Genomic DNA, 25,393 nt, shown 5'->3' on the forward strand with positions numbered 1-25,393 from the left:
GGGGCGCGTGCAATCCCGGGTGCGCTTCGCTTACCCGGGCTACGGGGTTTGGCGCAGGTCGGGGAGGGGGTTGGCTGCGAAGTCGGCGATATGCGCGTCCAGTCCGAGCGGGCTGCGCACGCGGCCGCTGGCGCGGGTTTCGGCGAGCAGGGCGTCGTTCGGGCTGGCGCCTTCCTCGTGCCGCTCGGGGTGGTACAGGTGCGTGGCCAGCCCTGCGAAGCGCAGCGATCGGCGCTCCAGCCCGGCATGGAACGCACGCACGGCCAGGTCCTTGTCCTCGCGACCCCAGCCCTCGAAACGCTCATCGAAACCGTTGAGCATCACCAGGTCGTCGCGCCACCAGCCCTGGTTGCAGGTCTTGATCGCGCTGCCGCTCTGGCCGCGCGTGGTGCGCAGCGACAGCGCCGCCAGTGGCGGGATCCGCAGCGTGTGGCGACGACGGGTCAGGCCGCGGTCGAAGAAGCCCAGTTCGGACACCTCGCGCCTGAGCAGCCGGTCGCGGCCTTCCTCGTCGGTCAGCACGCGCATGCCCTGGACGAAGGTACCGCGCTCGGCGGCGTGCAGATGGTCGGCAACGAACATCGGGTGCGGCAGCATGTCGCCGTCGAGCAGCAGCACGTAGTCGCCACTGGTCGCAGCGATCGCGCGGTTGCGGGCAAGCGAGACGCGGAACCCGCGGTCTTCGATCCAGCTGTGCCGCAACGGTACCGGGAAGGCGCGCGCGACGCGCTCGAGCATCGCGCGGGTGTCGTCACGCGAACCGTCGTCGGCGACCACGACCTCGTGCGGCAACGTGTGTTGGCGCGCCAGTGCTTCCAGCGCCAGCTCCAGCGCCTGTGGCCAGTTGTAGGTGGTGATGACGACGCTGGCGCGCGTCGGGCTGGCTTGCATCGTGACGTCGGCGTTCATCGGTCCGGTCCGCTCACGCGCTGCCCGTTCTGCAGCATCCACAGCATGATCGTCTTCTGTCGCACGTAGTTGGCGCGGACGTAGGCGTAGACCAGGCCGTGCCAGCCGTCGCGGAAGCCGCCACGCAGCAGGTAGCCGCGCCAGAACCGCCACGCCGGCGACAGCACCAGGCCGGTCAGTGTCGCCCGCTTGCCGCGGGCGAAATCGTGCTCGGCCATCATCCGCGCGTAGCGCTGGGTCTTGAGCAGTTGTTGCTCGAGCGAGCGGTAGGGGTAGTGGATCAGGTCACCGCCAATGGTCCGCACCGGGCCATCGACGCTGGCGGCCTCGTGCACCTCGCGCGTGCCGCGCCAGCCGCCACGGCGGCGGTCGAACAGCCGCAGGACCCGGTCGGGGTAGGCGTTGCCATGGCGCAGGAACTTGCCGAAGTACTCACTCAGGCGAGCGAAGCGAAAGCCGGCGGCGTCACCGAAGGCGCCGGCGCGTTCGGCCTCGATCGAGGTGCGCAGGGCGTCGCTGACGCGCTCGTCGGCATCCAGGCACAGCACCCAGTCGTGCGCGGCCTGGTCGATGGCGAACTGCTTCTGGCTGCGGAACCCCTCGAACGGTCGCTGGATCACGCGTGCGCCGAGGTCGCGGGCAATCTGCGCGGTGGCATCGGTGGAGTTCGAGTCGACCACGACGACCTCGTCGCAGAACGCCAGGGAGGCAATGCAGTCGCCGATGCGGTCGGCCTCGTTGAACGTGATAATGCAGCCTGAGAGCGGGCACGCTGACAGCGGCCGTGCTGACATGGGCAGGCCTGGCGTGTCCTGCGTCGATGGCGTATTCGAGGAAGCGTTGATGGCCGATTACCTGTTGTTCGCGAGCGAACGCTATGCGCTGCCCATCCTGCAACCGCTGGCGCAGGCGCTGCAAGCAGCGGGGCACGGCGTCCACGCCTGGTTCGTCGATGGCGCCGCCGGCGCCGAACTGCCGGCGCCGGTGCGAATGATAGGCCTGCACGAGGCGGTCGCGCTGAAACCGCGTGCGGTGTTCAGCGCCGCCAACTGGGTGCCGCCGTTCGTTTCCGGCGCCAAGGTGCAGCTGTTCCATGGCTTCAATGTCGAGAAGCGCTCCGACGAGCGCGGCCATTTCCGCGTGCGTGGGCTGTTCGATCTGTACTGCACGCAGGGCCCGGCGACGACCGCACCGTTCCAGGCGCTGGCCGCGCAGGCCGGGCACTTCGCCGTGGTCGAGACCGGCTGGCCCAAGCTCGACCCGCTGTTCCGCGATGACGAGGGTGCCTCGGCAGCGCTGCGCGCGCCGGCCGGTTCGCGGCCGGTGGTGATGTTCGCATCCACCTTCACCGAGCGTTTGAGCGCCGCGCCGCGCCTGTTCGACGCGATCGCCGCGGAGGTGGCCAGGGGCGACCGCTACTGGCTGCTGACCCTGCATCCCAAGTGCCCGCCGGAACTGTTCGCGCGATATCGCTCGCTGGCCGGTGCCAACGCGGCGTTCTTCGAAACCGAACAGCTGGTCGCCGCGCAGCGCGCCGCCGATGTGCTGCTGGCCGACACGACCTCGGTGGTGTCGGAGTTCGTCGTGCAGCGCAAGCCGGTGGTGACGTTCCGCAATCGAGCGCCAAAGCCGCACATGATCGAGTTCGGCGATCCGGCGCTGCTGCCGCAGATGCTCGACCGAGCGTTCGCGCCGGAACCGGCACTGATCGCTGCGCTGTCGGCCTACGCCGATTCGATCCATCCCTACCGCGACGGCCGTTCCTCCGAACGCGTGATGGCCGCCACCGAGGCGCTGCTCGACGGCGGGTTGGGCGCGCTGCGGCGCAAGCCGCTGTCGTCGCTGTGGCGCGCGCTGCAGATCCGTCGCGAGCTGAACTACTGGCGGCCCTGACCGGGCCGCAGCAGCGTCACCAGCGCAGCGGGCGCCTGGCCAGTTCGCTCGCCAGACGCTCGTACAGCGCCCGCGCGTCGGCCTCGGGCAGGAAGCGCACGCGCAGCGGCGGTGCCATCGCGCCGGCGCCGCTGGTGTCGAGCCACAGCGTGGCGGTGCCGCAACGGCGGTCGATCGGTGAACGAGTCAGCTGCAGCGCCTGCAGCTTGTCGATCTCGGCGAAGCGCCAGTGGCGGGTCCACCAGCCTTCGCGTACCGCGATCACTTCCTCGCCAACCGCGTAGGCGGCCCGCTGCGCACGCCGGCGCGCCTTGAAGGCCGACCACGGCAACCACAGCAGCGCCAGCAGGCCCCATGCGCCGAACCGCGCGCACAGCACGACCGTCACGATCAGCACCCACGGCAGCGAGGGCAGGAACAGCCGCCACCAGCTCGACGCCGGCAGTGGCTGCCACGCCAGCTGCGACCAGGTCGCGCGCGGCAGCAGGTGCTCGATCAGCGCATCGCACGCGCCCGGCGTGGCGATCGGCGCCAGCTCGCGCAATGCGCGCTGCTGGCGGCCGTCCTCGGCCACGGCGGTGTCGACCTCGAGACTGCGCCGCTTGAGCCAGCGGTGCAGCACGCCTTCGCGCAGGGTCCAGGCCTGGATGCGGCGGCGCGATGCGCTGGTGCGCCAGCGCGCCAGCAGGCCGCGTTCGACCGTGAGGCGGCGATCCTGCTCGCTCAGCGTGAAGCCAAAGTACTGCAGCAACGCCAGCAGCATCGACAGCAGCCGCAGCGCGCCCACCAGCACGGCGAACACCGCCAGGCCGGCGGCGGCATATTCGGCCGGACCAAAACCGTGCTCGCCGGCATAGCCGAACATGCGCGTGCCCACCGCTTCGAACAGGTTCGGGATCAGCTTCGGGCTGAACTGTGCCGAGCCGGCGAATGCGGCGCCGACGACCAGCATTCCGCGATTGGAGACGATGCCAAGGCGCAGCACTTCGGCGGGCGGCAGGGTCAGCAGGATGTCGGCAGCGGGCTCTTCGACGACCACATCGGCGGCGGCGCCGCGACGGCGCACCAGCGCTTCCAGCGCCAGCGCATCGTCGAGCTTGAGCACGCGCATCTGTGCCTCGGGCTTGGCGCCACCGGCCGACTCCAGGCGCACTTCGGCCACGCCGAAAACCCGGTGCAGCAGCGACTGCTGCAGGGCGACGTTGTGGATGCGCGCGAACGGGATCACGCGCAGGCTGCGCTCGAGCAATCCGCTGCGCACCACCAGGTGATCGCCGGCGACACCGTAGCGGTAGGTGAAGTACTGCCACAGCGAGGTCACCACCAGCACGGCGACACCGATCAGCGGCCACAGTTCGTTGCGGTCGCCGCGACCGAAGAACAGCAGTACCGCCAATGGCACGATGAACTGCTTGAGCTGCTGCAGCAGCACGAACAGCCATGACATCGGATGCAGGCGACGCTCGGGTTCTGTTGCTGTCACGGGTCCGTTCATGAGGTCCAGTCGCACGCGGGCCGACCGTCAGCGGTCGTCATCGTGGTCGATCTGGCGACCGAGGCGATCGCGCAGGCGTTCGGCATCGTCGGCGTCCAGGTGCGGAACCGCCACCGAGCTGTGCCGGGTGCCGGCGGTGTGCACGACCAGCGTCGCCAGGTTGCGCCGGCGCTGCAGCGGGCCGCGCTTGAGGTCGAGGTGCTGCACGCGCGTGGCCGGCACCCGCGTCTCGCGCTGCCACATGCGGCCGCGACGGATCGCCAGGCCGTCCTCGTCGAGGCGCCAGAAGGTGTAGCGGTACTGCTTCAGTCCCAGCCAGATGCCCAGCGCCAGGCCCACGACCAGGCCCAGCGGTGCGAGCAGCGCGGGCAGTTCGAAGACCCGGGTGAAGATGAACCCGGCGAAGGCGAACGGGATCGCCAGCGGCGCCGTTCCCAGCAGGAACAGTGTGCGGGCGCGGACGGGCAGCGGCTGCCATTCGGCGGCGGAATCGACGCCAGTGGCTGGCGTGGCGTGCGGCGAATCGGGCGTGAGCATGGGCATCCGTCAGTGTCGGGCGTCGGCCGCGCCGGCGATGCCTGTCGTTCGGCAGGCGCCCGGTCAGCGGTTCCAGTACGGGTTCTCTTCCCCAGAACCCGGCGGTCGCAGCGTATAGCGTTTGTAGGTCCACTGGTATTGCGCCGGGTCGCGCCGGGCAATGTGTTCGACCGCGGCATTGAGCGCGGCCACGGCCACCTTCGGATCCGGGTCGGAGACCGCGGCCGGCGCGGCCTCGATGTGCAGGGCGAAGCCGGGGTGGCCGGTATGGGTGTCCACGCGCTCGCACCAGGCGAACAGCACGGTCGCGCCGGTGCGCGAGGCCAGTCGCCCGAGCAGGGTCATCGTCAGCGCCTGCATGCCGAAGAACGGCGCGAACTCGCCATCGCCGGCCTTGGGTTGCTGGTCGGGCAGGATGCCGACCACGCCGCCATCGTTGAGGCGCTTGAACAGCTGCCGGATCGCCGGCCCTTCGGCGCGGACCTGGGTGACGCGCTCGCCGTCGTCGCCACCGTCGTGCCCGGAACCAGCGTGCCCGGAACCAGCGTGCCCGGAATCCGCGCGGACCAGGTTGAGGAATGCCTCGACCACCGCCGACTCCGGCGGCCGGTACAGGATCGCCAGCGGCGTGCGCCAGGCCAGCCACTGGTTGAGCAGTTCCCAGTTGCCATGGTGGGGCGCGGCAATAATCACGCCGCGGCCGGCGGCGATCGCCTGGTCCATCAGCTCCGTCCCGTGCTGTTCGCGCAGCAGGCCCAGGTTCTCATCGTGAGGACGGGTCCACAGGCGCACGGTTTCCAGCACCTGGCGCGCGGTGGTGCGCAGGATGGCCTGGTGCAGCTCATCGCGTTGCGCCGGCAGCAGCTCCGGGTAGGCCAGCTCCAGGTTGATCCGCGCCACGCGGCTTTCGCGGACGTCGCGCCAGCGCCACCACGCCGCCAGCGCATCGCCCAGACGCATCAGCCACGACCAGGGAAGGCGGCCCAGCAGGGCCGCGGAGACGTACAGCAGGCGGGCGGCAAAGCCGGTCATGGCGTGGTTCGACGAGGGAGGGGGAGCGCTCCGGGGTTCCACCCGGACCGCGCCTTAGGCTACAACAGCCCCGCAACCCCACTTCCGCCGACCGAGCCGACCCCCTGCATGCTGGCCCTGATCCAACGCGTGACCGAGGCGACAGTCCGGGTCGAAGGCGAAACTGTCGGCGCCATCGGCCCCGGCCTGCTGGCCCTGGTCGGGGTCGAGCCGGGCGACGGCGAAGCCCAGGCGCAGCGGATGGCCGAACGGCTGCTCGGATACCGTGTATTTGCGGACGAGGCCGGCCGAATGAATCTCGGCCTGGCGGACACCGGCGGCGGGTTGCTGCTGGTCAGCCAGTTCACCCTGGCGGCCGATACCCGCAGCGGGATGCGTCCGGGCTTCAGTACCGCCGCCGCGCCCGGGCTGGCTGAACCTTTGTTCAGCAGGCTGGTCGGAATATGCAGGGAAAAACACACAGGGGGGCTGGAAACGGGGCGCTTCGGTGCCCATATGGTGATCAGCCTGGTCAACGACGGCCCGGTCACCTTCCTTCTCCGTTCCTGAGTCCGGCCCCGACCCCTCCGGCCTGATATACTGGAACGTTCCCAACCCTCTCATAGCGCGGTGGCGCAGCACATGGCCAACGAACGTCAGCCCCCCTCCTCCGATATCAAGCAGTTGATCAGCAAGGGCCTGGAGCAGGGCTACCTGACCTATGCCGAGGTCAACGATCACCTGCCCGACGATCTCGTCGATGCCGAGCAGATCGAAGACATCATCGGCATGATCAACGGCATGGGTATCGAGGTCCACGAAGTGGCCCCCGATGCCGAAACCCTGCTGCTCGCAGACGGCGGCACGGGCAACCGTGAAGTCGACGACACCGCCGCCGAAGAAGCTGCCGCTGCGCTGACCGCGCTCGACGGCGAAGGCGGTCGCACCACCGACCCGGTGCGCATGTACATGCGCGAAATGGGTACGGTCGAACTGCTTACCCGCGAAGGCGAAATCGCCATCGCCAAGCGCATCGAGGAAGGCCTGGGCCAGGTCCAGGCGTCGCTCGGTGTGTTCCCGGCAACCATCGCCTCGATCCTCGAAGACTACGAGCAGCACAAGGCGGGCAAGAAGCGCCTGGCCGAGATCATCGTTGGCTTCAACGATCACCTCGACGACGTGCCGGAGCCGCCGGCACCGGTGGTCGTGGCCGATCCCGACGCCGAAGTCGATGACGACGAGGAAGAAGCACCGGTCGCCGAGGAAACCGAAGAGGTCGTCAGCGGTCCGGACCCGGTCGAAGTCGCCTCGCGCATGGAAGCCCTGGCCGACCACTACAACAAGTTCCTCAAGGCGCACGCCAAGCACGGTGCCGGTCACAAGACCGCGCTGAAGCTGCGCGAGGACATGGCCGCGGTGTTCGTCACCTTCAAGCTGCCGCTGCCGCTGACCGACGTGCTGGTGCGCAACCTGCGCGAGGTCGTCAACAAGATCAAGGACCACGAGCGCCGCATCCTCGACCTGTCCACGCGCGTCGCCAAGATGCCGCGCAAGGACTTCATCCGCGCCTGGGAAGGCAACCAGACCAATCTGGAGTGGGTGGACGAGCTGCTCAAGCGCAAGCAGAAGTGGTCGTCGGGCCTGCGTGACGTCAAGGACCAGATCATTTCCGAGCAGGAAGCCACGATCGCGGTCGAAACCGCATCGCTGCTGACCCTGGCCGACATCAAGGACATCTCCCGCCAGATGGCCTATGGCGAAGCCAAGGCGCGCAAGGCCAAGAAGGAAATGGTCGAGGCCAACCTGCGCCTGGTGATCTCGATCGCCAAGAAGTACACCAACCGTGGCCTGCAGTTCCTCGACCTGATCCAGGAAGGCAACATCGGCCTGATGAAGGCGGTCGACAAGTTCGAGTTCCGCCGCGGCTTCAAGTTCTCGACCTATGCGACCTGGTGGATCCGCCAGGCGATCACCCGCTCGATCGCCGACCAGGCGCGCACCATCCGTATCCCGGTGCACATGATCGAGACGATCAACAAGCTCAACCGCATCAGCCGCCAGATGCTGCAGCAGTACGGCCGCGAAGCGACTCCGGAAGAGCTGGCGAAAGAAATGGACATGCCGGAGGACAAGATCCGGAAGGTCATGAAGATCGCCAAGGAACCGATCTCGATGGAAACCCCGATCGGCGACGACGAGGATTCGCATCTGGGCGATTTCATCGAGGACACGAACATCGAGTCCCCGGTCGAGGCCACCACCAACATCAACCTGACCGAGACGGTCCGCGACGTGCTCGCCGGCCTGACCCCGAGGGAAGCCAAGGTGCTGCGCATGCGCTTCGGCATCGACATGAACACCGACCACACCCTCGAGGAAGTCGGCAAGCAGTTCGATGTCACCCGTGAGCGCATCCGCCAGATCGAGGCCAAGGCGCTGCGCAAGCTGCGTCACCCGAGCCGTTCGGAACAGCTGCGCAGCTTCCTCGATATCGATTGACCGGTGTCGGCATGAGTTGAAAAAAAGCCCCGCGAAAGCGGGGTTTTTTTTGGCCAGCGACGTAGAGGAGTGCATCAAGCGGCGGGTGCGTCCACGTCGTAGAAGAACTGCTCGTGCACGATCTTGCCGTTGCGCACGCGGTACACGCAGATCTCGCGCATGTCGACGCGGCCCATGCCCTTGAACGTCGCATCCACGCCCATGGCAACACTGAACCAGTTTCCGGCGACGACGGCATCGCTGCACGAAACGCCATGGAACGTCTCCACGCTGTCGTGGAACCTCTGGCTCTTCACCTGGATCGCCGCCAGTCCCTTGACGTTGCCCAGCGCGCCCGCCGGCAAGCCCTCCGGCTCGATGCTCACCGCATCGTCGGCGTAAAGCTCACGCTGCGCTTCGTCGAACTTTCCGGCCCTGCACAACTCGACCAGCCTTGCGGCCACCTGTTCGGTCTTCATGGTTCGTCTCCGGGGGAAGGAAAGGCGAGCGTACGCCTGGCCGCTGACAGCGTGCTGTCAGCAAGTGCTGGAGCCCACCGTCCCGTCATCGCCGCCTTCGCGGAAATGACGGTGAGGGTGACGGCAGCTGTCACATTCGTTGCGCATATAGCAGCCATCTGTCCCCCGGCCCCGTTCGCCGTTACCCTGAACGGATGAAAGCCAAGCCCAATGCGCAGCCCAACCAGAGCCTGATCGACGGGATCGCCACGCTGCAGGCGCTGGCCTCCTCGCCCGAGCCCGTGGGCTGCCGCGAGCTGGCGCGCCAGCTCGACGCCAACCCGACCCGCGTCAACCGCCTGCTCAAGACCCTGGCCTACCTGGGCATCGCCCGCCAGACGGCCAACCGCAAGTACACCGCCGGCCCGGGCATGCATGTGCTGGCGGCGCAGAGCCTGTTCGCCTCCGGCCTGATCCGGCGCGCGCTGCCGGTGCTGGAGGAGCTGCGCCGGTACGGTCATACCGTTGCCCTGGGCGTGCTGTGGAACCACAGCGTCAGCTACCTGTTCCATGCCCCGCCGGGGATCGAGGCCGCGCGCGGCCTGGGCCGCATCGGCCTGCTGCCGGCGACCACCAGCGGCATCGGCATCGTTCTTCTCGCGCAGATGACCGACGAGGAAGTGCGCGACCTGTATGAGGGTCACGAGATCCCGATGTTCCCCGAGGGCATCGAATCGCTGCTGGCGACGCTGCAGGCCACCCGCGCGCAGGGCTATGCCCGCATCCACGTCGCCGACGACCGCGACCACCACATCGTCGCCGTGCCGATGGGCGATCCGGTGCATGCGGGCATCGCGATGTCGGGCTGGATCCAGGAGTCGGCGACTGCCGACCTGGTCGCTGCATTGCGTGAAGCGGTGAAGGAGATCGGTTGAGCGGTGCGCCTGGGGTGTGGTGCAGTGCGGATTGACGTGTTGCTAAATTAGCAATAACGTCCAGCGACACCTTGGGGAGCGGGCGGTACTTCGTGAACTGGAAAGGATCGGCCCGCGTCCGCTGGGCACTGCTCGCCCTGCTGTTTGTCTCCACCGTCATCAACTACCTCGACCGCCAGGCGCTGTCGATCCTGGCCACGACCATCCAGCGCGACCTGGGCATGGACGATCCGGCCTACGCGCGCGTGGTGCAGATGTTCCTGCTCGCCTACACCGTCGCCTACCTGCTGGCCGGGCGCATCACCGACTTGCTCGGATCGAAGGTGGCGCTGGCGCTGTTCGTCGGCTGGTGGTCGATCGCCAACCTGTTCACCGGACTGGTGCGCACCGCCGGTGAACTCGGCGCCGCGCGCTTCGCGCTTGGCCTTGGCGAGCCGGGCAACTACACGGTCGGTTCGAAAGTCGTCTCCGAACATTTCCCGCCGCAGGAACGCGGCCTGGCGCTGGGCATCTACACCGCCGGCGCGATGGTCGGCGCGACGATCGCGCCGCCATTGATCGGCGGCATCGCGGTGGTGTTCGGCTGGCGCTGGGCGTTCATCACCACCGGCGCAGTCGGCCTGCTGTGGATCGTGGCGTGGTGGTGGATATTTCCGTCGAAGCCGCGCGGCGAGGCCGTGGCCGCGACGCCGGCAAGCGCGGAGGCTCCCGCGATCAAGGGCGAAGGCTCCCTGTGGCGAAACCTGCTGCGCGACCGTTCGATGTGGCTGCTGGTCCTGTCGCGCGCGGTGGCCGACCCGGTCTGGTACTTCTATCTGTTCTGGTTTCCCAAGTACCTCAACGACCAGCGCGGCATGACGCTGGTCGCAGTCGCATCACTGGCATGGCTGGTGTACCTGGCGGCCGACGTCGGCAGCATTGGCGGCGGCGCGATATCCAGTGGCCTGATCAAGCGCGGCATGACGCCGGTGCGCAGTCGCCTGGTCGCGATGACCGGTGCGGCGATGCTGGCACCGCTTGGGTTGATCGCCGCGTTCCATCCGCCGCTCACCATCCTGTTCGCGATCGCCTCGCTGGTGGCGTTCGCCCACCTGGTGTTCCAGATCAACATCAGCACGCTGGTGGTGGATCTGTATCCAAGCCGCTACATCGCCACCGTCTTCGGTTTCATCGGTGCCGGCAGCGGTTTGGGCGGCATGCTGTCGACGCAGGTGGTGGGCAAGCTCGTCGCCGGGCACCAGTTCGACCGCACGTTCGTGCTGATGGCGATGCTGCATCCGATCGCGATGTTGCTGGCCTGGTTGGCGGTGCGGCAGGCGCGGCATTCGCGCCTGATCCAGTCACTCGACGGCAACGTCGCTCAGGCGACGCCTTCGGCGTAATTCCAGAAGCGCGTTCCCGGCGTCACGCCCAGGCCGGGGCCGGTCGGCAGGCGGTAATGGCGATCGGCGTAGTCCATGTCGGTGTCGAGCAGTTCCAGCGAACGGGCGAACACCGAGTGCTGCCACTCGTGGCGCCACAGGCCGCTGACCACCGTCGAAGCGTGCAGGCTGGCTGCCAGGAAGATGCCGGTGCCGATGGTCGCGTGCGGGGCAATCGCCACGCCGGCCGCCTGCGCCAGTCGCGCGATGCGCAGGAACTGGGTGATGCCGGTGTGGCCCATCTCCGGCTGGATGTAGCGCACGGCGTTGGCCTCGAGCCGCAGGCGTGCCTCGTACTCGGTGTGCCATTCCTCGCCGGCGGCGACCGCGATCGCACCTTCGCGGGCGACACGCGCCAGGCCGCTGACATCCTCGGGTTTGACCGGCGCTTCGACGAACTGCAGGCGGTAGGGCGCGAGATGGTCGATCAGCGCGAGCGCCTGGTCGGCATCGAACTTCCAGTGCAGGTCGACCATCAGTTCGGCGTCGTCGCCCAGCGCCTCGCGCAATGCGGCGGTCTCCTCGACGATGCCCTCGCTGCTGACCACGGCGTGGATCTTGAAAGCGTCATGTCCCTGCTGCTGGAACTCGCGCGCCATCTGCACGCGGCCAGCGACCGTCGCGGCAGGCAGGCCCGAGAGGTAACCGGGCACCTGTTCGCGCTGGCGCGTGCCGAGCAGCTGCCACAGCGGCTTGCCCTGCGCACGCGCACGCAGGTCCCACAGGGCGATGTCGAGCGCAGCGATGGCATCAACATAGAAGCCGCCAAAGCTGCCGCGCACGCGCATCAGTCCGTAAAGGTCGTCCCAGATCCGTTCGACATCCTGCGGATCGCGGCCGATCAGTTCCGGCGCAAGCAGGTCGTTGATGATCTCGCAGACGGCGCGGGGCGCGCAGATGCCGTAGGTTTCGCCCCAGCCGACCGCGCCGTCTTCGGTGGTGATGCGCACGACCACCGAACGGTCCACCGACGGGTAGATCGTGCCGTTGCCCTTGCGCACGACGTAACCGCGCGCGTTGACGCGTTCGCCCGGGCCGAGCGGTCCCAGGTAAGGCGTGTCGCGCGGCACGGTGACGATGAAGGTCTCGACGCTGCGCACCGTGCTCATGCCGAGGCTGCTCCGGGCACGCGATCGAGCGGGACAAGGTCGGCGATGCGTGCCAGCAGCGCATCGACTTCGCGCTGGTCGAACGCATCCAGTGCCGGCCCCGGCGCGCGCACGTGGTCGCCGCTGATCAGGCCGCGACGCTTGAGCACGGCCTTGGTCAGGCGCCAGCGGAACACGGCCTGCACGCTCAGCAGCGGCAAGCTGCGCTCGAACAGATCACGCGCGCCATCGATGTCGCCATCGGCGAAACGCTTGAGCATGGCCACGTGCACCTCGGTGACTTCGCAAGCCGGCATCGTACCCTTGGCGCCGCGTACCAGTTCATCGATCACGTAGCGCGCACCGGCGCCGCCGAACACGGCATCGAGGGCATCGCCCGCGCGCTCGGTCAGTTGGGTGATGCGCTGGCCCGAAGGTTGCGTTTCTTCTTTGACGTAGCGGATGCCCGGTACCTGTTCGGCCAGCCAGGCGACTTCGTCGACCGCAAGGCCGACGCCCATCGGCGCAGGCGCGTTCTGCAGCATCACCGGGATGCCACTGGCGGCGTGGATCGCATCGAAGTAGTCGGCCATCGCCTGCGGATCCCTGGCGTGACGGTGCGGCGTGAGCACCATCGACGCGACCGCGCCGGCATCGGCGCCTGCACGCGCGAACTGCATCGCCAGCTCCGGGTCGGGGCTGCTCGCGCCGATCACCAGCGGCACGCGGCCGGCGATCCATTCGCCCAGGCGCGCCGTCATCTCCAGGCGTTCGTCGCTGCCGAGCATGTCGTACTCGCTGGCCAGGCCGGGGAACACGATGCCGTCGGCACCGGCGGCAAGGATGTACTCGAGCACCGCGCGCGTGCCGGCGTAGTCGATCGCGCCGCTGTCTTCAAAGATGGTCGGCAGGATCGGGAATACCCCGGTAAGTGCTGCCGTCACTGCCTTCCCTGTGGATTCGCTCATGGCTTCCCCGTTGCGTGTCGCCTGCGGATGTGTCGCTGGACGTTGCTAACTCGGCAACAGTCCAACTGATTGAAATCTGGCATTTATTGCGCTGCAGCAACTATTTATCTGCAAAAACCCTTGCGTTGCGCAGAACATATATTGCTATATTAGCCACACAACGCAAGCAGTTCGTATCGCAACAAGATCCAGCAATGACTTCGGGGGGAGGCCCGGTTCATGCGCAAGCTTCGTCGAACGATTCTGTCCACACTGATGACACCCGCGCTGCTGGCGTCCATGGCCGCAGCGGCACAGACCACCACCGCCGCACCCGAAGCGGCGACACCGGCTCCCCAGAGCAGCGCCAGCACCAGCGACGAACCGCGCACGCTCGACCAGGTCACGGTCATCGGCATTCGCGGCAGCCTGGAAGCGGCCAAGGACATCAAGCGCGACTCGACCCAGATCGTCGACGCGATCGTCGCCGACGACATCGGCAAGCTGCCCGACACCAACGTCGCCGAATCGCTGGGCCGCGTCGCCGGCGTGCAGCTCGAACGCGGCATGGGCGAGGGCAGCGACATCCTGGTGCGTGGCCTGCGCGAGAACGTGATCCTCTACAACGGCCGCCAGATCGTCGATGCGACCGGACGTGGCGGCAACGGCCTCGACCAGCTCAACACCTCGACCTACGGCCTGCTGACGCTGGTGCCGTCGGAACTCATCTCGCGCCTGTCGGTGACCAAGCTGGCCGGTTCCGACCAGATCGCCGGTGCGCTGGGCGGCATCATCGACATCGAGACGCGCAAGCCGCTGGCCGGCGACGCCACGCAGAACGTGGTCACGGCCGAAGCCGGCTACGACGAACTCGGCGGCAACGGCGGCGGCGGATTGTTCACCCTGCTGTCGGGTCGCAACAGCGACAACACCTTTGGTGGCCTGCTTTCGGCGACCTACAGCAAGTACGACGTGGTCCAGCAGGGCCTGGACACGTTCTCCGGTTACGCCCGCTTAAACGACACCACGGTGACGCCGGCGCGCACGCGCTTTGGCAGCACCGACATGCGCGCGCAGGACATCAACGACGATCGCGAGAAGTACGGCATCAGCGCCGTGCTGCAATGGCGCCCGACCGATGGCGTCGAGCTCACGGCCGACACCTTCTACTCCAAGCAGGATGCCGAGCGCGACCGCTACTGGATCGCCTTCAATCCGAGCGCGGCGCTGTCGAACGCGGTGTACTCGCCGCACGACATCCTGATCAAGGGCACCTCGGCAGGCCCGGTGCTGGTCAATACCGAGATCGCCGACATCGACGCCCAGGTCTGGTCGAGCGCACTGCGCGCGACCTTCCGCGGCGACGGTCACCTGGGCGGCTCGGCGGAAGTGTCGTACGGAACTTCCAACGCCGAGTACCACCAGAACTACATGCGCCTGCAGCCGGTCGTCGGCCGCACCTCGCTGGTCGACTTCGACCTCACCAATGGCGACTTCGGCAGCTTCAACGTGCGCGGCGTCGACCTCACCGATCCCAACCAGCTGCGCCTGTCGATCCTGTTCGACAACCGCTACCGCGCCGAGACCGACACCACCGCCGCGCGCACCGACTGGACCTGGGACTTCGACGACTCGGCGATCCGCGCGCTCAACTTCGGCGCCCGCTACAGCTCGCTGGACACCACCCAGAATCCCTCGCGCGCCGACATCCGTCCGGCCGGCGGCATTCCCGCGAACCAGCTTGGCGACTTCCTTGAAGTCCACAGCAACAACGACTTCATGGATGGCGAGTTCGCCGGCCTGCCGCGAAGCTTCCTGGCAGCCACGCGCAACGCCTTCACCGGTTGCGCCGCATTCACCTCGTTCCCGTCGATCTCGCAGAACCCGCAATGCCTGGACGGTACCAACAACACGCTGGCCTACGCCGGGACGTTCAACATCGGCGAGGACTTCACCGAGGCCTACGCCAAGCTCGACCTCAACACCGCGGTGGGCAACATGCAGCTGGCCGGCAACGTCGGCATCCGCTATGTCGGTCGCGACATGGACTCGACCGGCAACCTGATCAACCCCAACGGCTCGCCGCAGCCGACGGTGTTCAGCCGCAATGACGACTACTGGCTGCCCTCGGGTATCGCCAAGCTCGACATCAACGACAGCCTGGTGCTGCGCGGCGGTGCCGCCCGCGTGGTCGCGTTCCCGAACACCGAAGACCTCAACAACGGCGTCTCGCTCAACAACAACGCCGTGTTCGACAACGGCGTGCAGATCACCCCGGGCACCGGCACCGGCGGCGCGCCGGGCCTGGATCCGTTCGAGGCAGATCAGTACGACCTGTCGCTGGAGTGGTACTACAGCGACGAGGGCATGCTGTCAGCCGGCCTGTTCTACAAGGACGTGTCGACATTCATCGTCCAGCGCCAGAGCGCCGAGACCTACGGCGGCGTCAACTTCCTGATCAACCGCAAGGTCAACGGCGACAGCGCCACCATCCAGGGCCTGGAGCTGCTGGCGCAGGTGCCGATCGGCGGCGGCTTTGGCGTCGTCGCGACCTACACCTACATCGACTCGAAGACGCCGATCACCGACATCAACGGCAATGAGATGGCCTTCCCGGGCCTGTCGAAGAACAACGCCAACCTGATCGGCTACTACGAGCAGGGACCGTTCAGTGCGCGCCTGGCCTACAACTGGCGCGACGAGTACCTGGTCGCGCTGTCGGCGGCGGCCACCGGCATCTACAACGACACCTACTCGGACCTGTCGGCCACGGTAAGCTACGACCTCAACGACCGCATTACCTTCCAGCTCGACGGCATCAACCTGCTCGACAGCCAGCAGAAGACCTTCGACGGGTATGACGAAGGCCTGCGCACCAACGTGGTGTTCGGTCGCGGTTACAAGGCGACGATGACCTTCCGCTTCTGAGGCACCGTGGTAGCTGCAAATGGCGATCGACCTCGAGCAGGCGGAGAATCGGGCGGAGAATCGGGCGGAGAATCGCGGGATGAGCGAAGGCAGCATGGCGGGCCGGGTGGCCCTGGTGACCGGGGCCGCCGGCGGGATCGGCGCAGCCGTCACCCGCCGGTTGCAGCAGGACGGCGTGCGCGTCGCGGCGCTGGACCTGCATCGCGCGCCCGCCGCCGACGCGTCAGCCATCGCCGACCTGCGCTCGGCCACGGCCATCGACGCGGCCGTGGCCGAACTGGAAGCGGCGCTTGGCCCGGCCGACGTGCTGGTCCACTGCGCCGCAATCTGTCCGCCGGGAACATTGATGGACTCGGCGGACGAACTGTTCGCCGACACCTACGCCGTCAACGTGATCGCCGCCGCGCGCCTGATGCGCCACTGCGCCGCCCGCATGCGCGAGCGTGGCGGCGGCTCGATCGTGTTGTTGACCTCGATCAACGCCCGCTTCGCCACGCCGACGCTCGCCGCCTACGCCAGCTCCAAGGCGGCGCTGGAGGAACTCGCGCGTACCGCGGCACTGGAGCTGGCGCCGTGGCAGATCCGCGTCAACGCCATCGCGCCGGCCTCGATCGATACCGCGATGCTGCAATCCTCCTTTGATCGCGAGCCTGATCCCGCGATGGCGCGCGAACGCAACATCCAGCGCCATCCGCTCGGCCGCCTGGGCACGCCGCAGGACATTGCCGAGCTGGCCTGGTTCCTCGCCAGCGACCGCAGCGGCTGGATCACCGGCGGCGTGTTCCCGGTCGACGGCGGTGCCGGCGTCACCAGGCGCTGAGTGTCGCCACCCCCACCCACGCCAGGAACCAGATGAATCAAAAGCACATGCAAGGCTGCATCGTCGGCATCAACTGGGGCAGCTCGAATTTTCGCGCCTATCTGATCGATGCCGACGCCAAAGTCGTCGACGCGATGGAGGCTCCGGCGGGAATCGCTGGCCTCGACCGCGACGGCATGATCCGCCACATGGCCAGCGTGGCCGTGCGCTGGCCCGGCGTTACGCACGTCTACGCCTGCGGCATGATCGGCTCGAACATCGGCTGGATCGACGCCGGCTACGTCGAATGCCCGGTGGCCCTCGGTGGCCTGGCGCAGGGTCTGCGCGAGACGCGCATCGGCGAGGTCGAGGTGCTTGTCGTGCCCGGGCTGGCTTGCCGCCGTACCCGCGACAACGCCTCCGACATCATGCGCGGCGAGGAAACCGAGCTGTTCGGCCTGCTCGTTTCACGACGCCTGCCGCAGTCGGGCATCGTTGCCCTGCCGGGCACGCACACCAAATGGGTGCGCATGGACGGTGGTCGCGTGCGCGAGTTCTCGACCGCGATGTCGGGCGAGATCTTCGACCGCCTCACCGCTGCCGGCCTGCTCGCATCGATCGTCGACGGGCCGGCGCACGCCAGCCCGGCGTTCTTCGACGGCGTGCGCGCCGGCGTGCGTCGCGATGCGGGCCTGGGCACGTTGCTGTTCGGTGCACGCGCGGCGGTAATCCGCGGCGACATCAAGCGCAGCGAGGGCGCCTCGTACCTGCGCGGCCTGCTCATCGGTTCGGAAGTCGCCGATGCGCGCGCGCTGTTCCCCGAGCTTGCCGAGGCCAGCATTCCCCTCGTCGGCTCCGGTACGGTCTGCGCGCTGTATGCGGCCGCGCTGAGCCATCTCGACATCGACAGCCACGCCGTGGAGTCGCGCGAGGCCATCGCCAGGGGCTTCGCGGAGATGCATGCATTGCGCCTGGGGTCGCCGGCATGAAACCGGACCTTGCGATGTTCACGGCCCAGTTCGACGAACGGTTGCGGCGCTCGCCGATCATCGCGATCCTGCGCGGGATCTCCACGCAGGAGTCGATTGCGGTGGCGGCCGCATTGCTGGATGCAGGCATCACGCTGGCCGAAGTCCCGCTGAACTCACCCGATCCGTTCACCACCATCCGCGTACTGCGCGAGCATTTCGGCGAGCGCATGGCCATTGGTGCCGGCACGGTGCTGACCGTGGCCGATGTCGAGCGACTGGTCGATACCGGTTGCCAGTTCTGTGTTGCCCCCAATACCGATGCCGACGTGATCCGCGCGAGCCTGGCGAACGGCATGCTGCCGCTGCCGGGCTTCGCCACCGCCAGCGAAGCCTTTGCGGCGATCGCCGCGGGCGCGCGCCATCTCAAGGCCTTTCCGGCCAATGCCGCCACCCTTGCCGCGATAAGAGCGGTGATGCCTGCGGGTGTGCAGCTGATCGTCGTCGGAGGCGTCACGCCCGAAGCGGTGCCGTCGCTGGTCGCCGCCGGTGCGGTCGCGTTCGGTACCGGCTCGGACCTGTACAAGCCCGGCCGCAGCGCCGAGGCGGTCGGCGCGCGGGCGCGCGAATGGGTGGCGGCCGTTGCGCGAACCGCGCCGCCGAGCGTGGAACTGGTCTGCAATCCCCAAGCCACCGTGGGCGAAGGCCCGGTGCTGCACGGCGGGCAGATCCTTTGGGTGGATCCTGTCGGACGGCGCCTGCTTGCATGCAAGCCGCACGATGGCGACTGGTCGCAGGCATCGATGATCGAGCCAGTATGGTCGCTGGGCGTGTTGCCCGACGGTACGCTGGTAGGCAACGGCGAAGGCGCATTCCTGCGGATCGATGCCATCACCGGTGCGGTGCTCTCGCGTGGCCCGGTCATCGATGCCGGTCCCGGTTGCCGGCTCAACGACCTCACCGTCGACAGCCGCGGTGGCCTGTGGGGCAGCAGCATGCACCGCGGCGTGCTGGCCGGCCGTGGCGGCGTGTTCCATGCGTCATCGCCGGACGCATCAGCAGCCAGGGTGGCCGAAGGCCTCGGCGTGGCCAACGGCATGGCCTTCTCCGCCGACGAGCGCACGCTGTTCGTGATCGACACGCTTGCGCGGACGCTGCTCGCCTATCCGGCCGACGTGGTCGCCGGAACGCTGGGTGAGCCGGTCATCGTCACCGACTTCCTCGATCTGCCGGGCAAGCCCGATGGCATGGCGATCGCGGGCGATGGCAGTTTCTGGGTGGCGATGTGGGGCGCTGGCGAGGTCGTGCGGATCGCGCCGAATGGCGCCTGCGTACAGCGCGTGCGGGTGCCGGCCCCGCACGTCGGCAGCGTATGCATCGGCGCCGGTGGTGAGCTGTTTGTCACCACGGCGCGGGCGCGCTTGAGCGAGGCCGCGCTGGCGGCTTCACCCGGGTCGGGCGGGCTGTTCAAGGTCCAGGTCACCGCGTCCCCGCCTGCGCGGGGATGACGGCGACCGCTGACTACTTCCAGGTCCTGCGCAGGGGATGTGCCTCGGTGTTGAGGACCACCTTGCCAGGATCGAGCGTCTTCGCTGGCGCGAACAGCAGGTAGAAGTACTTGAACGTCTCGGCCAGCACGAAGCTCTCCATGTCGTCTTCCTTCTCCTTGGTCACCACGCTCTTGAGCGTGGCGAAGCCCGAGTCGGTGCGCGTGTAGCGGACGAAGTCCTCGAACATCTCCTGGCCCATCGCCTGGTACTGCTTGTCGCCGGTCAGGCGGTGCAGGTACCACGCCGACTCGATGATCTCCGGGCGCAGCGGATAGCCGGCATGCGTCACCTCGCCCTTGCGGTAGTCGTACTGTTCCGGCTCGATCCCGTGCACGCGCCACATCGTGAACGACGATGCCTGCAGCCGGCGTGCGCGGTCGACGTCGCCCGAGTACGCCAGCAGCCCCGGGTAGAACGCGTCGAGCGCGCCGTACAGGCTGCCAAGCCGCTTGCCGGTGTTCATGTCGACGTGGCCGACCCACAGCGCGCCGTTGACCTCGTCCGGGTAGTAGCGGTTGGCCGCGGCGATGCTGGTCTTCCACATCGCCAGGCAGTCGCGGTCGCCGAACAGCTTCCAGCACTTCCACAGGTACTCGTAGTACGAGTCGATGCGGGCGCCGACGTGGCTGCGCGTCTGCGTCCACTTGCCGCTCTCGACATCGAAGCGCTCGCCGACCAGGCCGATCTTCGAACGACGCTCGTAGGTGGCGACCAGGGCGCGCTTGGCCTTGTCGTAGAACACCGGGTTGCCGGTGAGCTTGCTGAGCGTGCCGTACTCGAGCAGCAGCGTGCCGGCTTCGGCGGGGTTGCTGTCGTTGCCGTGGGCCTTGCCGGTGCGCAGGTTGACGTAGACGTACGGCAGGCCGGTCGGCGAATCGAACGCCGGCAGCATGCGCGTGCCGAGGTCTTCGGCCAGCTTGAGCAGGCGCTCGTCGCCGCTGAGCTGATAGCCCGACAGCAAACCGCCAAGCAGCCGGATCACGATCTCGAAATGCTTGACGTCGATGTCGCGGTCGAACGACAGCTGCGTGGCGATCAGCTCGCGCGCGTCGCGGGCTTCGTCGTCCAGGCCCATCAGGATCATCGTGTCGAGCGCGTCGACCGGCGTCATCAACAATGACTGGCCGTACCAGTCGTGCGGTGCGTTGCTCAGCGGCTTGAGACCGTCATGGCCCAAGGCGTGCTCGCGGTAGCCGCGCCAGGCGTGCAGGAACTCGGCCTTGACGCGCTCGGCGCTCTGCGCGGCCTGGGCCTGGGTGAGTACGGGCGGCGTCGCGGGCTTCTTCAGGGTGGGAGAAGCCTCGACGCCGACCGTGGGGAACAGCAGCAAGGACAGCAGCAGCGGACGAAGGTTGGTCACGCGTCAGTCTCCGGCGCGTGCGCGCGCAGCAGGTGGAGGACGTCGTAGCACGCGCCCATGGTGTGGTAGTCGGTCTTTCCGGCCGGGCTCTTCTCGTCGCTGTACTTGCGGTTGTTGCGATCGAGGATGCGGTACCAGGCGCCTTGGTCGTGGTCGATGAAGTAGCGCCATGCGTAGTCCCACAGGCGCTGGTACCAGTCCCAGTAGCGGTCGTCGCCGGTGGCCTGCGCCAGCCGTGCCGCCGCGGCGAGCGATTCGGCCTGCACCCAGAAGTACTTGTCGTGGTCGCAGACCGGGTGGCCGGCTTCTGGCGAGAAGCCGTAGAACAAACCGCCGTGGCGCGCGTCCCAGGAGGCGGTGACCGCCGTGTCGAACAGGTGCGCCGCACGCTCGCGCAGCCACGGTGCGGCCACGCCGCGCTCGCGCAGGTGGGAATCGAGGATCAGCAGCAGCTTGCTCCACTCGGTCTGGTGACCGGGCTGGAACCCCCACGGACGAAAGAGGTGTTTTGGATCGTCGCGGTGGTAATCCCAGTCGATGTTCCAGTCGCGGTCGTAGTGCTCCCAGACCAGGCCGCCGGCGTGCGCGGCCTGGCGCCGCGTCATGTGGTCGGCCAGCGCAAGCGCACGCTCGAGGTAGCGCGGCTGGCCGCTGGCCTCGAACGCGGCCAGCATCGCCTCGCACATGTGCATGTTGGCGTTCTGGCCGCGGTAGCTGGAAAAGTTCCAGTCGGCGTCGGCCTCGTCGCGGTAGAGCCCGTGCGCGGGTTCCCAGAAGCGCGATTCCAGCAGTTCCCAGGTCTCGTCCATCCACGGCGCGGCCTCGCTGATGCCTGCTTTGAGCGCGGTGGAGTAGGCGAGCAGCACGAAGGCGACGCCGTAGCAGTGGTTGGTGCGGTCCTCGGCGACGCCGTCGCGGATCGTCCAGGCGTAGCCGCCGCTGCGTGGGTCGCGGTGGACCTCTCGCAGGTAGCGCAGGCCGTGGCGGGCGACGTCCAGATACTCGGCGTTGCCGAACTCGCGCGCCGCCATCGCGTAGTTGAAGACGAAGCGCGTGCTGCTCACCAGGTGCCGGTGGGCGGCGTCATAGACGCTGCCGTCGTCGCGGAAGTAGTGGAAGAAGCCACCGGCCGGATCGATCGCGCGCGGATGGTAGAACGTCATCGTCGCGGCGATGTGCGCGCGCAGGAAGTCCTGGCTGCGGAAGTCGGGCGGGGAAGGGGGAATGCGGCTCATGGTTCCGTCCTTGCAATGGGTCGCAGGAGTTGATCGAGGTCGTCGCGGCCGGGCATGGCGGCAAACGCGCCGTGGCGCGTGGTCGCCAGCGCGCCACCGGCTGCGGCGTGCCGGAGTGCGTCGGTGAGCGCGACGCGGTCGTCGAGCAGCGTCACCAGACTGTCAGCCCCGGCGCCGCGTTCGACCAGCCGGTGCAGCAGCGCGCCGACGAACGCATCGCCGGCGGCGGTGGTGTCGATGACCGTGACGGCGAACGTCGGCGCGACGCCATCGGCATCGCGCGTGAACCAGCGCACCGGCTGGCCGCCGTCGGTGATGAGCACGCACTTGGCGTGCCCCTGCCACAGACGGCGCAGCATCGCCTTCTCGTCGCCAGCGCGGCGGATCAGGAAGTCGGCCTCGCTACGGCAGAGCTTCACCAGGTCGGCCTGCGCGAGTGCATCCCACAGGCGCGGCGCCGGGTCGACGCCTTCGGGCCACAGCGACGGACGCAGGTTGAGGTCCATGCTGACCATCGCCCCGGCCTCGCGCGCCAGGCGCATGCCGGCGAGCGTGGTGGCGGCGATGTCGGCTTCGGTGAGGCTGTTGGAGCACACGTGCAGCACGGCCGCATCGTCGAAGCAGGTCGGGTCGAAGTGCTCCTCGCGGAACAGCAGGTCGGCGGCCGGCGGGCGGTAGAAGCTGAAACTGCGCTCGCCATCGGCATCCAGCGAGACGAAGGCCAGCGCGGTGCGCGCCGCGGACGTGTGCACGGCGTAGCGCGTGTCCACGCCCATCGCGCGCAACTGCGACATCAGGAACTCGCCGAACATGTCGGCGCCGAGCATGCCGACGAAGCGCGAGTTGCCGCCCAGGCGCGCCACCGCGGCGGCGACGTTGGCAGGCGCGCCGCCGGCGTACTCGGCGAACTGGCGTGGCTGCCCGGCCACTGGCGGAACCGCGAGGAAATCGATCAGCGCCTCACCGAAGCAGGCGATGGCGGTACGGCCATTCACCGCGCTCATGGCGTGGTCACCGCCGGTGCCAGCACCGTCGTTTCGGCGCGTCGTGCACCACGGAAGCCGTACCAGGCAATGTAGACGTAGCACAGCAACGGCAGCACGAAGGCGTGCTGGATGCCGATGCGATCGGCCAGCACGCCCTGCAGCAGCGGCACGACCGCGCCGCCGACGATGGCCATCACCAGCAGGCTCGACGCCTTGCTGGTCAGCGGCCCGAGACCGTCGATGCCAAGGGTGAAGATGGTCGGGAACATGATCGAGTTGAACAGGCCGATGGCGATCACGCTCCACATCGCGACCGGACCTTCGTTGAGCATGGTGGTCGACAACAGGGCGATGGCGACCATCGCGAACAGGCCGAGCAGGATCCGCGGCTCGATCCTGCGCAGCAGCGCCGAGCCGATGAAGCGGCCGACCATCGCCGCGCCCCAGTACCAGGCCACGTACCTGGCCGCCGATGCCTCGCTGATCGCGCCGATGCGGGCATCGGTGATGTAGTTGATCAGGAAGCTGCCGATCGCCACCTCGGCGCCGACGTAGAGGAAGATGGCCGCCACGCCGAAGCGCAGATGACCATGGCGCAATGCCTCGGCAAAGGTATGGCGACGATCGTCAGCGCGTTCGGTCGCCTCGGTCAGCGCAGGCAGGCGGAACACGACCACGAACGCCGCCAGCAGGAACAGGCCCAGCGCGATGCCGACGTACGGCATCTGCACCGATTCGGCCTGGGTCACGCGGTAGGCGGTCTGCTGCGCTTCGGTCATCAGCGCCAGCTCGGCGCCACCGATCACCACGCCCGACAGGATCAGCGGGCCGACCAGCAGCGGGCCCAGCGTGTGGCCCAGCGAGTTCAGCGCCTGCGCCAGCGTCAACCGGCTCGACGCCGTCTGGCCGTCTCCTAGCAGCGCGATGTACGGATTGGCCGATACCTGCAGCAGGGTGATGCCACTGGCGAGCACGAACAGAGCGAACAGGAACAGCGGATACGACGGAATCCTCGCCGCCGGGAAGAACAGCAACGCGCCGGCGCCCGCCACGCACAGCCCGATCACGATGCTGTGCTTGTAGCCAAACAGCGACACGACCTTGCCGGCCGGCAGTGACATCAACAGGTAGGTGCTGAAGAAGGTGAACTGGATCAGCATCGTCTGCGCGTAGTTCATCTCGAACACGGCTTTCAGGTGCGGGATCAGCACGTCGTTGAGGCTGGTCAGCGCGCCCCAGGTGAAGAAGATCGTCGTCAGCACCGCGATCGCGGCGGTCGAGGACAGGTTGCGTCTGCTCATGCGTTGTCCCCTGGTGAGGCATTGAGGCTGCTCGCGCGCAGCTTCAGCTGCACGGGCGCGATGGTGGCGGTGGAGGGCGCGGACGGATCGCGCAGGCGTTGCAGGATCAGCTCGGCGGCCTGGCGGCCGCGCGCGCGCGGATCCACCGCGACGGTGGTCAGCGGCGGTGCGCTGACGGCGGCTTCGGGGATGTCGTCGAAGCCGGTGACGGCGAAGTCGTGACCGGCGCGGCGACCGCGCGTGGCCAGTCCTGCCATCAGCCCAAGCGCGACCGCGTCGTTGTAGCAGACCGCCGCGGTCGGGGCGGGGTCGCGCACGAACAACGCGCCGGTCTGGCGCGCTGCTTCCAGCCGTGTCGGCGCGCACTCGACCAGCCACTGCGGCTCGGGCGTGATGCCGGCTGCTACCAGCGCCTCGCGATACCCCTCGCGACGCTGATGGCACGAGCTTGAATCCTGGTGTCCGCCGAAGAAGGCGATGCGGCGATGGCCCTGCGCCAGCAGGTGCTCAGTGGCCATGCGCGCGCCACGCACGTTGTCGAGCGAGAGGAAGTCCCAGTCGGCGCCAAGTTCGCGGTTGAACACCAGCGTCGGCGTGTGCACGCCGAGCAAGCCACGCAGGCGCGCACCGTCGCTGCCTTCGGCGGGCGAGAGGATGATGCCGGCCGGGTCGTGCTCGAGCAGGGAGGCAAGCACCGTCTGCTGACGTTCGGCCGATTCGCCGGTGCTGCCGAGCAGGGTGACGTAGCCGGCGGCGGCCAGGGCCTCGTCGACGCCCGCCGCGAACTCGGCGAAGAACGGGTTGGACAGGTCGTTGATGACCAACGCCACGGTCGAGGACACGTTGCGGCGCAGGTTGGCGGCGCCGCGGTGATAGACGTAGCGCTGGCGCTTGAGTTCGGCCTCGACCCGCGCCCGCGTCTCGGCATTGACCAGCGGGCTGCCGCGCAGGACCAGCGAGATCGTCGCCCGCGACAGGTCGCAGGCGTTGGCGATGTCGGCCAGGGTTACCCGGGCGCGGGGTCGCACCGGTGGGGTCATCGCGGGGTTCCGGAGGGCATCGGGCGGCAATTTGGATCGTTCTAAATTGCGCAC

The 25,393-nt window shown here is 68.1% G+C and carries 22 protein-coding genes; 9 read left to right on the forward strand and 13 right to left on the reverse strand.

Features of this window, described 5'->3' with window-relative positions:
- Window positions 1–39: 39 nt before the first annotated feature.
- Window positions 40–909, reverse strand: coding sequence for a glycosyltransferase family 2 protein (locus MNR01_RS12215; protein WP_241918059.1), 870 nt, complete (start codon window positions 907–909; stop codon window positions 40–42).
- Window positions 906–1,703 (reverse strand): glycosyltransferase family 2 protein, encoded by a 798-nt coding sequence (locus tag MNR01_RS12220; protein ID WP_241918060.1) that lies wholly within the window; start codon window positions 1,701–1,703, stop codon window positions 906–908. The genes MNR01_RS12215 and MNR01_RS12220 overlap by 4 nt, the downstream gene beginning before the upstream one ends.
- A 46-nt stretch (window positions 1,704–1,749) precedes the next feature.
- Between MNR01_RS12220 and MNR01_RS12225 the strand changes: the two genes are divergently transcribed.
- Window positions 1,750–2,802: a CDP-glycerol glycerophosphotransferase family protein gene (locus MNR01_RS12225; protein WP_241920614.1), complete on the forward strand. Its 1,053-nt coding sequence runs from the start codon at window positions 1,750–1,752 to the stop codon at window positions 2,800–2,802.
- Between the two features lie 16 nt (window positions 2,803–2,818).
- Here the strand turns inward: MNR01_RS12225 and MNR01_RS12230 are convergent, their stop codons facing one another.
- From MNR01_RS12230 to MNR01_RS12240, 3 genes are all read right to left on the reverse strand, one after another.
- Window positions 2,819–4,297 (reverse strand): PH domain-containing protein, encoded by a 1,479-nt coding sequence (locus tag MNR01_RS12230; RefSeq protein ID WP_241918061.1) that lies wholly within the window; start codon window positions 4,295–4,297, stop codon window positions 2,819–2,821.
- A gap of 27 nt (window positions 4,298–4,324) precedes the next feature.
- Window positions 4,325–4,834: a PH domain-containing protein gene (locus MNR01_RS12235; RefSeq protein ID WP_241918062.1), complete on the reverse strand. Its 510-nt coding sequence runs from the start codon at window positions 4,832–4,834 to the stop codon at window positions 4,325–4,327.
- A gap of 63 nt (window positions 4,835–4,897) precedes the next feature.
- Window positions 4,898–5,866: a lauroyl acyltransferase gene (locus tag MNR01_RS12240; RefSeq protein ID WP_241918063.1), complete on the reverse strand. Its 969-nt coding sequence runs from the start codon at window positions 5,864–5,866 to the stop codon at window positions 4,898–4,900.
- Window positions 5,867–5,974: 108 nt separating this feature from the next.
- On the opposite strand from MNR01_RS12240, the gene dtd reads away from it, so the two are divergent.
- Together dtd and rpoD are read left to right on the forward strand one after the other, a co-directional pair.
- Entirely contained in the window at window positions 5,975–6,415 is a 441-nt protein-coding gene (dtd, locus tag MNR01_RS12245) for a D-aminoacyl-tRNA deacylase (protein WP_241918064.1), read from the forward strand.
- 60 nt (window positions 6,416–6,475) lie between these two features.
- The gene (rpoD, locus tag MNR01_RS12250) at window positions 6,476–8,344 is read left to right on the forward strand and encodes an RNA polymerase sigma factor RpoD (RefSeq protein ID WP_256451842.1); all 1,869 of its coding nucleotides are present in this window, start codon (window positions 6,476–6,478) and stop codon (window positions 8,342–8,344) included.
- Between the two features lie 74 nt (window positions 8,345–8,418).
- Here the strand turns inward: rpoD and MNR01_RS12255 are convergent, their stop codons facing one another.
- On the reverse strand, window positions 8,419–8,802 hold the full coding sequence (locus MNR01_RS12255; protein ID WP_241918065.1) for a nuclear transport factor 2 family protein: 384 nt from the start codon (window positions 8,800–8,802) through the stop codon (window positions 8,419–8,421).
- A gap of 194 nt (window positions 8,803–8,996) precedes the next feature.
- Between MNR01_RS12255 and MNR01_RS12260 the strand changes: the two genes are divergently transcribed.
- Together MNR01_RS12260 and MNR01_RS12265 are read left to right on the forward strand one after the other, a co-directional pair.
- On the forward strand, window positions 8,997–9,716 hold the full coding sequence (locus tag MNR01_RS12260) for a helix-turn-helix domain-containing protein (protein ID WP_241918066.1): 720 nt from the start codon (window positions 8,997–8,999) through the stop codon (window positions 9,714–9,716).
- 92 nt (window positions 9,717–9,808) lie between these two features.
- A complete protein-coding gene (locus tag MNR01_RS12265) occupies window positions 9,809–11,098 on the forward strand; it encodes an MFS transporter (RefSeq protein WP_241918067.1) in 1,290 nt (429 codons plus the stop codon).
- Here the strand turns inward: MNR01_RS12265 and MNR01_RS12270 are convergent.
- Window positions 11,077–12,246 (reverse strand): mandelate racemase/muconate lactonizing enzyme family protein, encoded by a 1,170-nt coding sequence (locus MNR01_RS12270; RefSeq protein ID WP_241918068.1) that lies wholly within the window; start codon window positions 12,244–12,246, stop codon window positions 11,077–11,079. The two genes, MNR01_RS12265 and MNR01_RS12270, sit on opposite strands and share 22 nt — an antisense overlap.
- Entirely contained in the window at window positions 12,243–13,193 is a 951-nt protein-coding gene (locus MNR01_RS12275) for a dihydrodipicolinate synthase family protein (protein ID WP_241918069.1), read from the reverse strand. The genes MNR01_RS12270 and MNR01_RS12275 overlap by 4 nt, the downstream gene beginning before the upstream one ends.
- A 255-nt stretch (window positions 13,194–13,448) precedes the next feature.
- On the opposite strand from MNR01_RS12275, the gene MNR01_RS12280 reads away from it, so the two are divergent.
- From MNR01_RS12280 to MNR01_RS12295, 4 genes are all read left to right on the forward strand, one after another.
- Window positions 13,449–16,100, forward strand: a complete 2,652-nt coding sequence (locus MNR01_RS12280) for a TonB-dependent receptor (RefSeq protein WP_241918070.1) — start codon at window positions 13,449–13,451, stop codon at window positions 16,098–16,100.
- Window positions 16,101–16,179: 79 nt separating this feature from the next.
- Window positions 16,180–16,920 (forward strand): SDR family oxidoreductase, encoded by a 741-nt coding sequence (locus tag MNR01_RS12285; RefSeq protein WP_241918071.1) that lies wholly within the window; start codon window positions 16,180–16,182, stop codon window positions 16,918–16,920.
- A gap of 32 nt (window positions 16,921–16,952) precedes the next feature.
- Window positions 16,953–17,888 carry a 2-dehydro-3-deoxygalactonokinase gene (locus MNR01_RS12290; RefSeq protein WP_241918072.1) on the forward strand — a complete coding sequence of 312 codons (936 nt, stop codon included), beginning with the start codon at window positions 16,953–16,955 and terminating at the stop codon, window positions 17,886–17,888.
- Window positions 17,885–19,375, forward strand: a complete 1,491-nt coding sequence (locus MNR01_RS12295) for a 2-dehydro-3-deoxy-6-phosphogalactonate aldolase (protein ID WP_241918073.1) — start codon at window positions 17,885–17,887, stop codon at window positions 19,373–19,375. Before MNR01_RS12290 ends, MNR01_RS12295 begins: the two co-directional genes overlap by 4 nt.
- Before the next feature lie 13 nt (window positions 19,376–19,388).
- Here MNR01_RS12295 and MNR01_RS12300 read toward each other — a convergent pair whose 3' ends face one another.
- Genes MNR01_RS12300 through MNR01_RS12320 form a run of 5 tightly spaced genes read right to left on the reverse strand, consistent with a single transcriptional unit; the run spans window position 19,389 to window position 25,339 of the window.
- On the reverse strand, window positions 19,389–20,777 hold the full coding sequence (locus MNR01_RS12300; protein ID WP_241918074.1) for a glycoside hydrolase family 47 protein: 1,389 nt from the start codon (window positions 20,775–20,777) through the stop codon (window positions 19,389–19,391).
- The gene (locus MNR01_RS12305) at window positions 20,774–22,012 is read right to left on the reverse strand and encodes an AGE family epimerase/isomerase (protein WP_241918075.1); all 1,239 of its coding nucleotides are present in this window, start codon (window positions 22,010–22,012) and stop codon (window positions 20,774–20,776) included. The genes MNR01_RS12300 and MNR01_RS12305 overlap by 4 nt, the downstream gene beginning before the upstream one ends.
- Entirely contained in the window at window positions 22,009–23,016 is a 1,008-nt protein-coding gene (locus MNR01_RS12310; protein WP_241918076.1) for a carbohydrate kinase, read from the reverse strand. The genes MNR01_RS12305 and MNR01_RS12310 overlap by 4 nt, the downstream gene beginning before the upstream one ends.
- On the reverse strand, window positions 23,013–24,299 hold the full coding sequence (locus MNR01_RS12315) for a sugar MFS transporter (RefSeq protein WP_241918077.1): 1,287 nt from the start codon (window positions 24,297–24,299) through the stop codon (window positions 23,013–23,015). Before MNR01_RS12315 ends, MNR01_RS12310 begins: the two co-directional genes overlap by 4 nt.
- Window positions 24,296–25,339: a LacI family DNA-binding transcriptional regulator gene (locus MNR01_RS12320; protein ID WP_241918078.1), complete on the reverse strand. Its 1,044-nt coding sequence runs from the start codon at window positions 25,337–25,339 to the stop codon at window positions 24,296–24,298. Before MNR01_RS12320 ends, MNR01_RS12315 begins: the two co-directional genes overlap by 4 nt.
- Between the last annotated feature and the right edge of the window lie 54 nt (window positions 25,340–25,393).

Origin of the sequence: Lysobacter sp. S4-A87 (genome assembly GCF_022637455.1) — a bacterium.
GTDB lineage: Bacteria > Pseudomonadota > Gammaproteobacteria > Xanthomonadales > Xanthomonadaceae > Lysobacter_J.

Coding starts and splice junctions, on each gene's coding strand:
- MNR01_RS12215 (WP_241918059.1), bottom strand. CDS start 909: ATGAACGCCGACGTCACGATGCAAGCCAGCCCGACGCGCGCCAGCGTC.
- MNR01_RS12220 (WP_241918060.1), bottom strand. CDS start 1,703: ATGTCAGCACGGCCGCTGTCAGCGTGCCCGCTCTCAGGCTGCATTATC.
- MNR01_RS12230 (WP_241918061.1), bottom strand. CDS start 4,297: ATGAACGGACCCGTGACAGCAACAGAACCCGAGCGTCGCCTGCATCCG.
- MNR01_RS12235 (WP_241918062.1), bottom strand. CDS start 4,834: ATGCTCACGCCCGATTCGCCGCACGCCACGCCAGCCACTGGCGTCGAT.
- MNR01_RS12240 (WP_241918063.1), bottom strand. CDS start 5,866: ATGACCGGCTTTGCCGCCCGCCTGCTGTACGTCTCCGCGGCCCTGCTG.
- dtd (WP_241918064.1), top strand. CDS start 5,975: ATGCTGGCCCTGATCCAACGCGTGACCGAGGCGACAGTCCGGGTCGAA.
- MNR01_RS12255 (WP_241918065.1), bottom strand. CDS start 8,802: ATGAAGACCGAACAGGTGGCCGCAAGGCTGGTCGAGTTGTGCAGGGCC.
- MNR01_RS12260 (WP_241918066.1), top strand. CDS start 8,997: ATGAAAGCCAAGCCCAATGCGCAGCCCAACCAGAGCCTGATCGACGGG.
- MNR01_RS12270 (WP_241918068.1), bottom strand. CDS start 12,246: ATGAGCACGGTGCGCAGCGTCGAGACCTTCATCGTCACCGTGCCGCGC.
- MNR01_RS12275 (WP_241918069.1), bottom strand. CDS start 13,193: ATGAGCGAATCCACAGGGAAGGCAGTGACGGCAGCACTTACCGGGGTA.
- MNR01_RS12280 (WP_241918070.1), top strand. CDS start 13,449: ATGACACCCGCGCTGCTGGCGTCCATGGCCGCAGCGGCACAGACCACC.
- MNR01_RS12285 (WP_241918071.1), top strand. CDS start 16,180: ATGAGCGAAGGCAGCATGGCGGGCCGGGTGGCCCTGGTGACCGGGGCC.
- MNR01_RS12290 (WP_241918072.1), top strand. CDS start 16,953: ATGAATCAAAAGCACATGCAAGGCTGCATCGTCGGCATCAACTGGGGC.
- MNR01_RS12295 (WP_241918073.1), top strand. CDS start 17,885: ATGAAACCGGACCTTGCGATGTTCACGGCCCAGTTCGACGAACGGTTG.
- MNR01_RS12305 (WP_241918075.1), bottom strand. CDS start 22,012: ATGAGCCGCATTCCCCCTTCCCCGCCCGACTTCCGCAGCCAGGACTTC.
- MNR01_RS12310 (WP_241918076.1), bottom strand. CDS start 23,016: ATGAGCGCGGTGAATGGCCGTACCGCCATCGCCTGCTTCGGTGAGGCG.
- MNR01_RS12315 (WP_241918077.1), bottom strand. CDS start 24,299: ATGAGCAGACGCAACCTGTCCTCGACCGCCGCGATCGCGGTGCTGACG.
- MNR01_RS12320 (WP_241918078.1), bottom strand. CDS start 25,339: ATGACCCCACCGGTGCGACCCCGCGCCCGGGTAACCCTGGCCGACATC.